This is a genomic window from Streptomyces scabichelini (genome assembly GCF_011045015.1).
Lineage (GTDB): Bacteria > Actinomycetota > Actinomycetes > Streptomycetales > Streptomycetaceae > Streptomyces > Streptomyces scabichelini.
The window spans coordinates 35252-48517 of sequence record NZ_JAAKZY010000018.1 but is presented as its reverse complement, the minus strand read 5'-3'; the positions used below and the strand labels follow the sequence as shown (position 1 = coordinate 48517).

At 70.2% G+C, this 13266-nt stretch carries 15 protein-coding genes; 4 read left to right on the top strand and 11 right to left on the bottom strand.

Features of this window, described 5'->3' with window-relative positions:
• Positions 1 to 218 precede the first annotated feature (218 nt).
• The 5 genes from ligA to G5C60_RS08460 form a co-directional block, all read right to left on the bottom strand.
• The gene (gene ligA / locus G5C60_RS08480; RefSeq protein WP_338145740.1) at positions 219 to 2435 is read right to left on the bottom strand and encodes an NAD-dependent DNA ligase LigA; all 2217 of its coding nucleotides are present in this window, start codon (positions 2433 to 2435) and stop codon (positions 219 to 221) included.
• A 15-nt stretch (positions 2436 to 2450) separates the two neighbouring features.
• Entirely contained in the window at positions 2451 to 3470 is a 1020-nt protein-coding gene (locus G5C60_RS08475; RefSeq protein WP_165256363.1) for a uroporphyrinogen decarboxylase/cobalamine-independent methonine synthase family protein, read from the bottom strand.
• Positions 3471 to 3531: 61 nt separating this feature from the next.
• Entirely contained in the window at positions 3532 to 4230 is a 699-nt protein-coding gene (locus tag G5C60_RS08470) for an SDR family oxidoreductase (RefSeq protein WP_165256361.1), read from the bottom strand.
• Positions 4231 to 4237: 7 nt separating this feature from the next.
• A complete protein-coding gene (locus G5C60_RS08465; RefSeq protein WP_165256359.1) occupies positions 4238 to 4777 on the bottom strand; it encodes an LOG family protein in 540 nt (179 codons plus the stop codon).
• Entirely contained in the window at positions 4774 to 5589 is an 816-nt protein-coding gene (locus G5C60_RS08460) for a class I SAM-dependent methyltransferase (RefSeq protein WP_206439239.1), read from the bottom strand. Before G5C60_RS08460 ends, G5C60_RS08465 begins: the two co-directional genes overlap by 4 nt.
• 87 nt (positions 5590 to 5676) lie before the next feature.
• On the opposite strand from G5C60_RS08460, the gene G5C60_RS08455 reads away from it, so the two are divergent.
• A complete protein-coding gene (locus G5C60_RS08455; RefSeq protein WP_165256357.1) occupies positions 5677 to 6000 on the top strand; it encodes a DUF427 domain-containing protein in 324 nt (107 codons plus the stop codon).
• Between the two features lie 90 nt (positions 6001 to 6090).
• On the opposite strand, the gene mnmA is transcribed toward G5C60_RS08455, so the two are convergent.
• Entirely contained in the window at positions 6091 to 7221 is a 1131-nt protein-coding gene (gene mnmA, locus G5C60_RS08450) for a tRNA 2-thiouridine(34) synthase MnmA (protein WP_165256355.1), read from the bottom strand.
• Between the two features lie 60 nt (positions 7222 to 7281).
• Between mnmA and G5C60_RS08445 the strand changes: the two genes are divergently transcribed.
• Positions 7282 to 8001 (top strand): N-acetylmuramoyl-L-alanine amidase, encoded by a 720-nt coding sequence (locus G5C60_RS08445; protein ID WP_165256353.1) that lies wholly within the window; start codon positions 7282 to 7284, stop codon positions 7999 to 8001.
• A 70-nt stretch (positions 8002 to 8071) separates the two neighbouring features.
• Here the strand turns inward: G5C60_RS08445 and G5C60_RS08440 are convergent, their stop codons facing one another.
• From G5C60_RS08440 to G5C60_RS08430, 3 genes are all read right to left on the bottom strand, one after another.
• On the bottom strand, positions 8072 to 9241 hold the full coding sequence (locus tag G5C60_RS08440) for a cysteine desulfurase family protein (protein ID WP_165256351.1): 1170 nt from the start codon (positions 9239 to 9241) through the stop codon (positions 8072 to 8074).
• A 203-nt stretch (positions 9242 to 9444) separates the two neighbouring features.
• Positions 9445 to 9723: a DUF4190 domain-containing protein gene (locus G5C60_RS08435; protein WP_165256349.1), complete on the bottom strand. Its 279-nt coding sequence runs from the start codon at positions 9721 to 9723 to the stop codon at positions 9445 to 9447.
• Positions 9724 to 9754: 31 nt separating this feature from the next.
• Positions 9755 to 9919 carry a hypothetical protein gene (locus G5C60_RS08430; RefSeq protein ID WP_165256347.1) on the bottom strand — a complete coding sequence of 55 codons (165 nt, stop codon included), beginning with the start codon at positions 9917 to 9919 and terminating at the stop codon, positions 9755 to 9757.
• Positions 9920 to 10041: 122 nt separating this feature from the next.
• Between G5C60_RS08430 and G5C60_RS08425 the strand changes: the two genes are divergently transcribed.
• On the top strand, positions 10042 to 10659 hold the full coding sequence (locus G5C60_RS08425; protein WP_165256345.1) for a TetR family transcriptional regulator: 618 nt from the start codon (positions 10042 to 10044) through the stop codon (positions 10657 to 10659).
• Positions 10660 to 10740: 81 nt separating this feature from the next.
• Here G5C60_RS08425 and G5C60_RS08420 read toward each other — a convergent pair whose 3' ends face one another.
• Positions 10741 to 11718, bottom strand: coding sequence for a WYL domain-containing protein (locus tag G5C60_RS08420; protein ID WP_165256343.1), 978 nt, complete (start codon positions 11716 to 11718; stop codon positions 10741 to 10743).
• Positions 11719 to 11830: 112 nt separating this feature from the next.
• Between G5C60_RS08420 and G5C60_RS08415 the strand changes: the two genes are divergently transcribed.
• Positions 11831 to 12415, top strand: coding sequence for a TIGR03086 family metal-binding protein (locus G5C60_RS08415; protein WP_165256341.1), 585 nt, complete (start codon positions 11831 to 11833; stop codon positions 12413 to 12415).
• On the opposite strand, the gene G5C60_RS08410 is transcribed toward G5C60_RS08415, so the two are convergent.
• A complete protein-coding gene (locus G5C60_RS08410) occupies positions 12402 to 13253 on the bottom strand; it encodes a thioesterase family protein (RefSeq protein ID WP_165256339.1) in 852 nt (283 codons plus the stop codon). The genes G5C60_RS08415 and G5C60_RS08410 overlap by 14 nt on opposite strands.
• Positions 13254 to 13266: the final 13 nt, after the last annotated feature.

Genomic DNA, 13266 nt, shown 5'->3' with positions numbered 1-13266 from the left:
CCCGATGCCCGACACACCCTCAACGGCACCGCGTCTGAAAACCCTTCCCTCACTCTTGACGAGCAGGGAATGCCCCAACCGCAGCTGGGCACGGCAGGCGCACATCTCAACAGTAGGCCGCAGAAGGCTTCTACGGGCAGCGGTCGTCCACGGTTGCCCGAATGCGACCCGGCCTCCCGTATGCATCTGGTATGCGCCGATCGGGTGGCCTTCAACCGCTACTCCTCGGTCGGAAGCGCGACTTCAGCAGCCGCGTCCGGTCCTTGTTCGAGCAGAACGACAAAGCCCTCCTCGTTCAGAACCGGCACTTTGAGCTGCATGGCCTTGTCGTACTTCGATCCAGGATTATCGCCAACGACTACGAATGAAGTCTTCTTCGAAACCGAACCGGTTACTTTCGCGCCCCGGCTTTGAAGTTGCTCTTTCGCAACGTCCCGCGTGTGATGTTCGAGCGTTCCGGTGACGACGACGGTGAGCCCTTCGAGCGGGCGCGGTCCCTCGTCCTCGCCGGAGCTCTCTTCCGCCATCCGGACACCGGCGGCCCGCCACTTGCGCAGGATCTCCTGATGCCAGTCCACCCCGAACCATTCCTTGAGGGAGGCGGCGATGATCGGGCCGACGCCCTCGGTGGCGGCCAGCTCCTCCTCCGTGGCCTGCTCGATCCTGTCGATCGAGCGGAACCCGCGGGCCAGCGCCTCGGCCGCGACCGGCCCGACATGACGGATCGACAACCCGGTGAGCACCCGGGCGAGCGGACGGCTCTTGGCGGCGGCGATGTTCTCCAGCATGGCCAGCGCGTTCTTCTTGGGTTCGCCCTGCTGGTTGGCGAAGACCGTGGCGATCTTCTCCTCGCCCGTTTTCGGGTCCCGCTTCGGCAACCCGCTGTCCTGGTCGAGGACGTACGCCTTGATGGGCAGCAACTGCTCGATGGTGAGGTCGAAGAGATCGCCCTCGTCCTGCAGAGGCGGCTCGGCCGGCTCCAGAGGCTTGGTCAGCGCGGCGGCGGCGACATAGCCGAAGTTCTCGATGTCCAGCGCCTTGCGTCCCGCCAGGTAGAAGAGGCGCTCGCGCAACTGGGCCGGGCACGTACGCGCGTTCGGGCAGCGCAGGTCGACGTCGCCCTCCTTCATCGGCCGCAGCGGCGTACCGCACTCGGGGCACTCGGACGGCATCACGAACTCCCGCTCGCTGCCGTCGCGCAGGTCCACGACCGGGCCGAGGATCTCCGGGATGACGTCACCTGCCTTGCGCAGCACCACCGTGTCGCCGATGAGGACGCCCTTGGCCTTGACCACGTCCTGGTTGTGCAGCGTCGCGAACTCGACCTCGGAGCCGGCGACGGTGACCGGCTCCACCTGGGCATACGGCGTGACGCGGCCCGTGCGGCCCACGCCGACGCGGATGTTGACCAGCTTGGTGTTGACCTCCTCCGGCGCGTACTTCCACGCGATCGCCCAGCGCGGGGCCCGCGAGGTCGAGCCGAGGCGGCCCTGGAGGGGGATCTCGTCGAGCTTCACGACGACGCCGTCGATCTCGTGCTGCACGGAGTGGCGGTTGTCTCCGTAGTACGCGATGAACTCCCGTACGCCGTCGAGGTCGTCGACCACCTTGCTGTACGGGGTCGTCGGCAGGCCCCATTCGCGCAGCAGGTCATAGGCCTGTGAGAGCCGGTCGAGTCCGTCGAAGCCCTCTCTGGCGCCGATGCCGTGCACGACCATGTGCAGCGGGCGGGTGGCGCTGACGCGGGGGTCCTTCTGACGAAGTGAACCCGCCGCCGCGTTGCGCGGGTTGGCGAAGGGCTTGTCGCCGCCCTCCACCAGACGCGCGTTGAGCTCCTCGAACTTCTCCATCGGGAAGTAGACCTCGCCGCGGATCTCCACGAGGTCGGGGATGCGATCGCCTCTGAGGCGGTCCGGGACCTCGGCGATCGTGCGTACGTTCGGCGTGATGTCCTCGCCCGTGCGGCCGTCGCCGCGGGTCGCCGCGCGTGTGAGGCGGCCGTGCTCGTAGGTGAGGTTGACCGCGAGGCCGTCGACCTTCAGCTCGCACAGGAAGTGGTGGTCGGACGTGCCGACCTCCTTCGCGACACGGTCGGCCCAGGCCGCCAGCTCCTCGTCGTCGAAGGCGTTGTCCAGGGAGAGCATGCGCTCGCGGTGCTGGACGGCCGTGAACTCCGTTTCGTACGCCCCCGCGACCTTCTGGGTCGGCGAGTCGGGGGTGCGGAGCTCGGGATACTCGTCCTCCAGGGCCTCCAGGGCGCGCAGAAGCCGGTCGAATTCCGCGTCGCTGACGACCGGCGCGGCATTCACGTAATACCGGAAGCGGTGCTCCTCGATCTGCTCAGCGAGCTGCGCGTGCTTCTCCCGTGCCTCGGCGGGCACGGGCCCCGCAGCCGAGGCAGTCTGAGCAGTCTGTGCGTCCTTGTCGCCGGCCACCGTATTGTCCTCCCGTTACTCTGGGTTGTCCGCGAGGGATCTCGCCGCCTGGACGCAGTGGGCGAGCGCCCGGCGCGCGTACTCGGGGGAAGCGCCCGCGAGCCCGCACGTCGGAGTGACCGTGACCGCCTCCGCGAGAAGCCCCGGATTCAGCCCCAGCCTGCGCCACAACGTCCTGACACCCATGACGCTACCGGCAGGGTCTGACAATGGGCTGTCCGTGCCCGGCACGACGCCTGCGAACAGCTTCGTGCCTCCTTCCACTGATTCCCCGATCGCGTCGTCGTCACGCTCGGTGAGGAGCGTGAAGTCGAAGGAGATCGCCGCGGCTCCGGCCCGGCGCAGCAGGGCGAACGGAACGTCGGGGGCACATGTGTGCAGGACGACGGGCCCGCCGTCCTGCACACCGACGACGTCCCGCAGCGTTCCCTCGGCGACCTGGCGGTCCACGGCCCGGTGGGTGCGGTAACCGCTCGCGGTCCTCACCTGGCCGCGCAGCACGGAGACGAGCGAGGGCTCGTCGAGTTGCAGCACGATCTCGGCGCCGGGCACCCGCCGCCGTACGTCCTCCAGATGCGCCCGCAGTCCCTCGGCGAGCGATCCGGCGAGATCCCGGCAGGCACCGGCGTCGGACAGCGCCGACTCGCCGTTCTTGAGCTCCAGGGCCGCCGCGAGCGTCCAGGGCCCCACCGCCTGCACCTTCAGCGGCCCCTCGTACCCCTGCGTGAACTCCTCCACCGCGTCGAGATCCTGACGGAGCCAGGCCCTGGCCCGCCGGGTGTCCCGCCCCGGCCGGTCCCCGATCCGCCATCCGCTGGGCTCCACGCGCGCGTACAGCTCGACCAGCATCCCGGCGGTCCGCCCGATCATGTCGGCGCCGGGCCCCCGGGCGGGCAGCTCCGCCAGATACGGCATCCCGGTCTCCGGCCCCTCGAAGGTCCCGGTCACGGTCTTGGCGGTCTCCCGGGCGTCCTCGCCCGGCATCGACCCGATCCCGGTCGCCGGGCCGGGCCTGAACTCGCTGTTTTCGCTCACTCGGGAAGTGTCGCTCACCCCGGAAGCGTACGGAATCCGTACGGAATCGTCGTGGCCCGGGTCAGCGCCCCGGCCGCACCGTCAGGTCGTTGACCTCCGCGTCCCGGGGCAGGTCCAGGGCCATCAGGATCGTCGTCGCCACCGACTCGGGGTCGATCCACTTCGAGGGGTCGTACTCCTTGCCCTCCTGCTGGTGGACCTTGGCCTGCATGGGGCTCGTGGTACGGCCCGGATAGACCGAGGTGACGCGTACGCCGTTCGCGTGCTCCTCGTGGCGCAGGGAGTCGGCGAGGGCCTTCAGACCGTGCTTGGAGGCGGCGTACGCGGACCATTCGCGGCCGGCGTTGAGGCCGGAACCGGAGTTGACGAAGATCACATGCCCCTGGGCAACGCGGAGTTGGGGCAGGAAGTGGCGGGTCAGCTCGGCGGGCGCGATCAGGTTGACGTTCAGCTGGTGGCGCCAGGTCTTGGGGGTCAACTCGCCGACCGGGCCTAGGTCGATGACGCCCGCGATGTGCATGAGCGAGTCGACCCGGTCGGGCAGCGTCTGGTGCGAGAAGGCCCAGGACAGCCGGTCCGGATCCGCGAGGTCGCCGACCAGGGTCCTGGCCCCCGGGAACTCGGCGGCCAGCTCCTTCGCGCGGCCCGCGTCGCGCGCGTGCAGCACGAGCTCGTCCCCGCGCGCGTGGAGGCGGCGGGCGACGGCCGCGCCGATGCCGGAACCGGCCCCGGTGATCACATGTGTAGCCATGCCCGCCATGCTCGCATCACTGGTTTCCGACCGACTCCTCCAGGTACGCCAGCGCCCCCACCGGCTCTTCCGCGAAGAACACCAGCTCGGTCAGCGGAACCGGCAGGAAGCCCTCGTCCTCCATCCGCCGGAACTGCTCCTTGAGACCGTCGTAGAAGCCCGCCGTGTTGAGCAGCACCACCGGCTTGGTGGTGTGGCCGTGCTTCTTCAGCTCCAGGATGTCGGTCGCCTCGTCCAGCGTGCCGGTCCCGCCGACCATGATCACCACCGCGTCGGCCTTCTCCAGAAGCAGCGCCTTACGCTCGGCGAGGTCACGCGCGACGATCATCTCGTCGGCGTCCGGCCGCGCCTTGGCCGCGAGGAACTCCACGGAGACACCGAGCAGCCGTCCGCCCGCCTCCTGCACGCCGTCGGCGACGACCTTCATGAGTCCGACGTCCGAACCGCCCCACACCAGGGTGTGCCCGCCCTTGCCGAGCAGTTCGGCGAACTCGCGGGCGGGGCGCGTGTAGCGCTCGTCGAGGTCGGCGGCCGAGAGGAAGACGCAGATGTTCATGGCTTCACGGTACGGGCAGCATCTGACACCGCGTGGGCCGTTGCGGTCACTCGGAGCTTCGACTGGCGGTGCGGAAGCGCCTCCCAGTCGTCCATGAAACGGGCCGAGAGGCCATGCTTCGCGGCCAGTTGGACCAGCGTGTCGGTGCGGTAATAGAAGTCCTCGTGCAGCACCTGGTGTTCTCTGCCCTCGGTCCGGTCGAAGGTGAAGTCGAAGAACCCGCCGGGCGCGAGGACACGCCCGACGTGGGCGAGGCACTGCTCGATGACGTCCGGCGGCGAATGAGAGAACACACTGTGCGCGTGCACCACGTCGAAGCAGGCGTCGGGCAGGAAGGCGAAGGTCAGATCGTCCGTGAGCGTCAGATGGGGCAGCTTGGCCTGGAGGCCTTCCCGTACGACGGTGTCCTGGGCCGCGATCAGGATGTCCGGCGAGATGTCGATCCCGTAGTAGTTGCCGCTCTCCAGGTAGTCGATGAACAGCCGCCCGGCGCGCAGGTTCCCGCAGCCGATCTCCAGCATCCTGTGCTGCGGCTTCAGTCCGTGCCGCACCAGGTAGTCGAACTGCATCCGGCCGATCTGTGTCCACCGGTCGCGTGACGGGTTGTGGCCCACCGCCGCTTCGGTGCTGCGCGCCGCGTCGGAGGCCATGACAGCCCGGTAGTACGCGACGTGGTCGCGGTATCTGAGCCGCAGCCAGGCGTCACGCGCGGCCCGGCGGGCGTACACGGGCACCTTCTCGGGGTGTCGCAGCGCGTAACGCACCTGATGGGCAAGGCTCTTGCGGTTGCGGGTCAGGCGCGTGGCTCCCATGAGGACCTCCGTCGGGAAGAAACCAGGGAAGAACACGACAGCAGCCTGCGCTGTATCCGGTGAGACCGCTACCCGAGGAGACGGAACGTGACCGCAGGCCACCGCATCACCATCGAGCAGGGCACCGAGCACGTACGCGTGGTGCACGACGGGCAGGTGCTCGCGGAGAGCACACGCCCGCTGCTGCTGCGCGAGACGGGTTTGCCCGTACGCTACTACCTCCCCATGGAGGACGTACGCGTCGATCTGCTGACGCCGTCGGAGACCCACACCCACTGCCCGTTCAAGGGCGACGCGTCCTACTGGTCACTGCCGGACGCACCCGACCTTGTCTGGACATACCCCGACCCGAAGCCGGAGGTCGCGGAGATCAAGGACCACGTGTGCTTCTACGAAGTAGAAGTCATCTGACCGATGAATTCCGGGCCGCCCGGCAGCCCACACAGTCGTGGAACTGTTCAAGCGCACGCGCGCGGTACCGCGCGCGTGCGCCCAGCCGGCTCAGCCCACCGCTGTCGTCGCGCGCGTGGTCGTCGCGATCGTCGCCGACCCCACCACGCGCGTCCCGTCGTACAGCACCACCGCCTGCCCGGGAGCAACGCCCCGGACCGGCTCGGCGAAGGTGACCTCCAGCGCGCCGTCGACGAACTCCGCCGTGACCGTCGTCTCGCCCCCGTGGGCGCGCAACTGCGCCGTGTACGTACCCGGTCCTGTCGGGGCCGCGCCGCACCAGCGGGGCTTGATCGCCGTCAGGGCGCTGACGTCCAGAGCCGCCGCCGGGCCGACCGTCACCGTGTTGTTCACCGGCGAGATGTCGAGGACGTACCGCGGCTTGCCGTCCGGGGCGGGAGTGCCGATACGGAGCCCCTTGCGCTGGCCGATCGTGAAGCCGTACGCACCCTCGTGCGTGCCGACGACCGCGCCGGACTCGTCCACGATGTCGCCCTCGGACTTGCCGAGCCGGCCCGCCAGGAAGCCCTGGGTGTCGCCGTCGGCGATGAAGCAGATGTCGTGCGAGTCCGGCTTCTTGGCGACGGCGAGGCCCCGGCGCTCGGCCTCGGCGCGGATCTCGTCCTTGGTCGTGACCGTGTCACCGAGGGGGAACAGCGCGTGCGCGAGCTGGCGGTCGTCGAGGACTCCGAGGACGTACGACTGGTCCTTGGCCATGTCGGAGGCCCGGTGCAGTTCGCGTGTGCCGTCCTCGTTCACGATCACCTTGGCGTAGTGACCGGTGCAGACCGCGTCGAAGCCGAGGGCGAGGGCCTTGTCGAGCAGGGCCGCGAACTTGATCTTCTCGTTGCAGCGCAGGCACGGGTTCGGGGTGCGCCCGGCCTCGTACTCGGCGACGAAGTCCTCGACCACGTCCTCGCGGAAACGCTCGGCGAGGTCCCAGACGTAGAACGGGATGCCGATCACGTCCGCGGCGCGGCGGGCGTCGCGGGAGTCCTCGATGGTGCAACAGCCGCGCGCGCCCGTGCGGAACGATTGCGGGTTCGCCGAGAGGGCGAGGTGGACACCGGTCACGTCGTGCCCGGCCTCCGCGGCGCGGGCGGCGGCGACGGCGGAGTCCACGCCGCCGGACATGGCGGCCAGTACGCGGAGGGGGCGAGGGCGCTGCGAGATCTCAGTCATAACCCTTCAAGGGTAAGGGTCCGCGGGAACCGGAGCCCGCGAGTATCCGTTGGAGAGCGCATGGGCGAGACGAGCAGCCACAGGGCAGCAGGGGACGCGGACCGGCGCATCGGGCGGCGGGCGCTGCTCATCGGTGGCGTCGCGGCCGCGGCGGGCACCGCCGCGCTCGCGTGGGACGACCTGTCTCGCATGTGGTGGCGCATGCCCGGCATGGAGAAGCCGCGCAAGACGGGCGCGGTCGACTTCCGCGGCGCCCGCTGGGTGGCAGCCTCGTCGGCGAACTGGCGGATGGCGGACCGTCCCGAGGACTACGTCATAGACCGCGTGATCATCCATGTCACGCAGGGCAGTTTCAACAGCGCGGTGAAGGTCTTCCAGGACCCGGGGCACGGCGCGGCCGCGCACTACATCGTCCGCAAGGACGGCCACATCACGCAGATGATCCGCGAGCTGGACGTGGCCTTCCACGCCGGGAACCGCGACTACAACGAACGCAGTGTCGGCATCGAGCACGAGGGCTTCGTGGACCGGCCGGAGGACTTCACGGACGCGATGTACGCCGCGTCGGCACGCCTGACGGCACGGGTGTGCGCCCGCTACGACATACCGGTCGACCGCGAGCACATCATCGGCCACGTCGAGGTGCCGGGCACGGACCACACGGACCCGGGGCCGCACTGGGACTGGGACCGGTACATACCGCTCGTACGGAAGGCGAGTACGGCACAGGCGTCAGCCGCGCCGGAGGCAACCGCACAGGCAGGCCGGAAGGCCGGCTGAGTCAGCTGAGGCCGGCTGGACCACCCGGCTGAGACCGGCTGGCCTGCTCAGCCGAGGCCGGCTGGCCTGCTCAGCTGAGCCCCGCCGTCCGAGCCCGTTCCACCGCCGGGCCGATCGCCCGGGCCACCGCTTCCACGTCCGCCTCCGTGGAGGTATGGCCGAGGGAGAAGCGGAGGGTGCCGCGGGCCAGGTCCGGGTCGGTGCCCGTGGCGAGCAGCACATGGCTGGGCTGGGCCACACCCGCCGTGCACGCCGAGCCCGTGGAGCACTCGATGCCCTGGGCGTCCAGGAGCAGCAGCAGCGAGTCGCCCTCGCAGCCGGGGAACGTGAAGTGGGCGTTCGCGGGAAGGCGGCCCTCGCCGACGGGGTCGCCGCCGAGGATGGCGTCCGGGACGGCCTTGCGCACGGCGTCGACCAGGTCGTCGCGCAGCCCGCCGATCTCGCGGACGAACCACTCGCGCTGCTCGGCTGCGGTCCGGCCGGCGACGGCGAACGCGGCGACGGCGGGCACGTCCAGGGTGCCGGAGCGGACGTGACGCTCCTGGCCACCGCCGTGCAGGACCGGTACGGGGGTGTACTCGCGGCCGAGGAGCAGCGCGCCGATGCCGTACGGGCCGCCGATCTTGTGGCCCGAGACGGACATCGCGGCGAGCCCGGAGGCGCCGAAGTCGACGGGGAGCTGGCCGAAGGCCTGGACCGCGTCGGCGTGCAGCGGGATGTCGAACTCGGCGGCGACGTCGGCGAGTTCGCGAACCGGCATGACCGTACCGATCTCGTTGTTCGCCCACATGACCGTGGTGAGGGCGACGTCGTCGGGGTTGCGTGCGATGGCCTCGCGCAGGGCTTCGGGGTGGATGCGGCCGTACGGGTCGACCGGGAGGTACTCGACCGTGGCGCCCTCGTGTTCGCCGAGCCAGTGCACGGCGTCGAGGACGGCGTGGTGCTCGACGGGGCTGGCCAGAATCCGGGTGCGGGCCGGTTCTGCGGCGCGGCGGGACCAGTACAGGCCCTTCACGGCGAGGTTGTCGGCCTCGGTGCCGCCGGAGGTGAAGACCACCTCGCTGGGGCGTGCGCCCAGGGCTTCCGCCAGGGTTTCGCGGGCTTCCTCGACGGTTCGCCGCGCGCGGCGGCCGGCGGCGTGCAAGGAGGAAGCGTTGCCAGTTGCGCTCAGCTGGGCGGTCATTGCCTCGACCGCCTCCGGGAGCATCGGGGTGGTCGCGGCGTGGTCGAGGTATGCCATGGTGGGCTCAATTCTAGAGCCCGCTATTTTTTGGTTCGGTCGGGCTGGAGGCTTTACCGGTAGCCGGTACGTGGCACCGAGTGCGCCTTGCCTTTGCTGCGGCCGGACCGTTCAGCGAGGGAGCCCGGCGTTGTCGGCTGTGCCCACCCTCCCCCGTCGCCCTGCGGCACGCCGCCGGCAGGGCGGCGTGCCGGCGGCAGCCCTCAGTTGCCGAAGCTCCACGACATCGTGCTGTCCGCCGACATGAACGCCGCGAGGACCAGGAGATCGGCGACGCCCAGGCCCAGGCCCAGGTAGGCGCGGCCGCGCCGCGTGGTGTCGCGGTGGAGGGCCATCGATGCCAGGACGATGGCGGTGGGGCCGAGGAAGACATTGAAGACCAGCAGGCCGACGAGGCCGAGGATGAAGGACGCCACAGCCATGCCGTCGGCGTCGCGACGGGCGGCGTGGCGGCGCTGGGGCGCGGCGGTGGTGAGTTGCATGAGTCTGCTCCCAACAGGCGGAGAAACGCGGTCAGTTGGTGGTGTGTCGCCGATGCGAGTGACGCTCGCGGACCGCGAAGACGGCCAGCCAGATGCCGATGACCGCGGCGGCGACCAGCGTGAAGGAGAGCGGCGCGTGGGCCACGGGGCCCAGGATGACGCCCAGCAGCAGGAGTGCCGCTACGAGGAACAGCATGTGAATGCCTCCCGTTGACGATAAATCGGTGAACGGTTGTAGTTACACTTGTTCACTGACTTCCCAGTCTAGCGCGTCCCATGACTTCACAATTGACAGAGAACAGTTGTTAACTGCATGGCATGAGTCACACCCTCGGCGTCCGACAGGCCCAGAAACAGAAGACGAGGCAGGCGTTCCTGGACGCCGCGTTGGGTCTGTTGGAGGAGCAGAGTCTCAGCAGCCTGGGCCTGCGCGAGGTCACCCGGGCCGTGGGCGTCGCCCCGACCGCCTTCTACCGGCACTTCCACTCGACGGCGGATCTCGGCGTGGCCCTGGTCGAGGAGGCGCTGGGCAGCCTGCACCCGATGATCGCCGGCACGGTGTCCGCGGCCGGCGACGGCGACGAACGCATAGAGCGCGCCGTGGACCTGATCGCCCGTCACGTACGCGAGTACCCCGCACACATCCGCTTTATCGCGCGCGAGCGGAATGGCGGAGTCCAGCAGGTCAGGGCCGCGATCGCGGCGCAACTGGACCGGTTCACCGACGAGGTGAAGACCGCGCTGGCCCAGCACCCGGAATCGGCCGGGTGGAGCGACGACGACCTGCTGATGCTCGCGGGCCTGTACGTCGACCAGATGCTGATGACCGCCTCCAACCTCCTGGAGGCGTCCCCCGAGGAGCAGGACCGGGTCACCCGGGTGGCAACCCGCCGAATGCGCCTGATCAGCATCGGCCGCCGGCACTGGACAGGGTGACGAAAGGGCGCGTACGAAGCTGTCGTACGCGCCCTCAGCCGGGCCAAAGTGCGCCTCAAGCGACCACGCTGACCAGGGGCTTCACGCCGGCCCCGGGCTGACCCGCTGGTACAGCTCCGCGACAGAGGCCGCCACCCCGGCCAGTTCCTCGCGCACCTCGGGCGGGGAGATGACCTCCACCCGGTCGGCGAACTGCAGCAGCTGGCGGGCCTCGCCGACGAAACCGAACGTCAGCCGCGCGGTCACCCACTCGCTGTGTCCGTCGTCGTCCGGCAGCGCCGCCAGGGAGGAGGCGAGCAGGCGCTCGAACATGTCGAGCCGGTCGCGCCGCACCCGTACCGTGACGTCGAGCCCGTCGGGCCGCTCCTCGACCTGGCGGCGCAGCACCTCCCAGGCGTCGGCGAGTTCGACGCCCGGCCGGCGCCGCACCGGCTCGTCCAGCAGCCGTGCCGACCGCACCCGGTCGGCGCGGAAGAGCCGCGGTTTCCCCCGCCGGTCGGCGACCAGGTACCAGATGCCCCCCTTGGAGACGAGGCCGTAGGGCTCGACGGTGTACGTCCGCGTCTCCTTCTCGTCGCTGTGCCGGTACGACAGATGAAGGCGCCGGTCGGCGAACACCGCTTCCTGGAGTGTGTCGAGGTCGACCGCCCTCAGCGGCCCGCCCTTCCAGCGTGTGGCGTCGACCAGGATGCGGCGGGAGGTCACCTCGGCGGCCGGGCGGTGCGGGACCGGCAGCGCGGCCATCACCTTGCGCAGCGCCGAACCGAGCGCCTCGTCGAGACCGAGCGCGGCGTGCGCGCCCTGCGCGGCGAGGATGAACAGCGCGCGGGACTCGTCGGCGGTCAGTCCGGTGACGTCCGTACGGAACCCGGCGAGCAGTTCGATGCCGCCGTGCCGCCCGCGTTCGGCGTACACCGGGACTCCGGCGGCCGACAGGGCCTCGACGTCGCGGTAGATCGTACGGACCGACACCTCGAGCCGGTCGGCGAGTTCACGGGCGGGGACGCGGCCGCGGGTCTGCAGGAGCAGCAGGATCGACAGCAGGCGGTCGGATTTCACGGCACCAGGATCCCGCCGGGCGGGAAGCCGTGGCAAATGCTGACGGCAGCTGTCAGGTTATCCGGCGATGCTCCATCCACCGACACGCACGGACATCCCGGAGAGGACCGTCATGACCACCGACCCCCGCCCCTTGTTCGCCCGCGCCGCCGAGCAGGCCGCCGCGCTGGTGAAGACCGTACGCGCCGATCAGCTCGACGGCCCCACGCCCTGTACCGAGTTCGACGTGCGCACGCTGCTGAGCCATCTGGCCGGCAGCACCCGCCGCCTCGCGATCGTCGCCGAGGGCGGCGACGCGCTCGCCGTACGGCCGTTCGTCGACGACGTGCCGGACGACGGCTGGACGGCCGCGTACGACGAGGCCAGGGCGCGTGCCCTCGAGGCCTGGGCGCCCGACGACCGCCTGGACACGGTGATGCGCATGCCGTTCGGCGAGATGCCCGGCCGCAACGCCCTGTCCGCGTACGTCCTGGAGACGGTCGCCCACACCTGGGACCTGTCCGAGGCCCTGGGCCGCCCCCTCGGACTCGACCCGGAACTGGCCGAGTTCGCGCTCGCCCTCGCCCGGCGCATGCTGCCCGACGGGCAGCGGGACGACACCGTCCCCTTCGGCTCGGTCCAGCCGGTCCCCGAAGGGGCGGATGTCTACGGGCAGTTGGCGGCCTGGCTGGGCCGCAGGCCCCTCACGCCAGCCTGACCCGCGCGAGCTGCCGGGACTGTGCCACCAGCCGGTCCGCGCTGTCCCAGACCTCGGCGTCCTCCTCCAGGAAGCCCCCGGCGAGATTGCGGGTGGTGATCGACACTCGCAGCGGGCCCGGCGCCGGACGGCACCGTATGTGCACGGTCAGTTCGACCGTCGGCACCCAGCCGGAGATCCCGAGCTCGAAGGCGGTGGGCGGCAGCGCGTCCACCGCCAGGAGCAGCGAGAACGGGTCGGCGTCCCGGCCGTCCGCGAGCCCGAACCAGGCCCGCATCTCGCCCTTGCCGGACGGCGATCCGAGCGCCCAGCCCAGGGTGGAGGGGTCGAGCTTGAGCATCAGCCGGTCGGTGATGGCGGAACTGCCGGGGACGGGAGCCGGCGAATCGGCAGGACCGAAGCACTGCTCCAGGGGCGGAATCACGGGCGGCTTCGCCGATGTCCGTACGTCGTCGGGGAGCGCGTCGAGATCGCCGTACGAAGCGAGGACGCGGATCCGTTCGGTCTCCCGGCCTTCGTCGTCGTACTGGAACAGGGACGCCTGGCCCGTCGACAGCGTGCGACCGGTCCGTACGACATCCGTGCGGACGACCGCCGGGCCCGGCTGAGACGCCGTCAGGTAGTGCGCGGAGATCGTGAACGGGTCGCCGTGCGGCAGGGCGTCCGCGAGCGCGCGGCCCAGAACGGCCAGCAGGTAACCGCCGTTGACGGCGTTGATGATCGTCCAACCGGCGGACAGGTCGATGTCGTAGACGCCGGGTGCGCGCAGGGTGACCGCGGTGTCGCGGTCGAACTCGCTGTCGCCGATCGTTGCCTGTACGAGAGCTGCTTCTGACATGGCTGAACGGTAC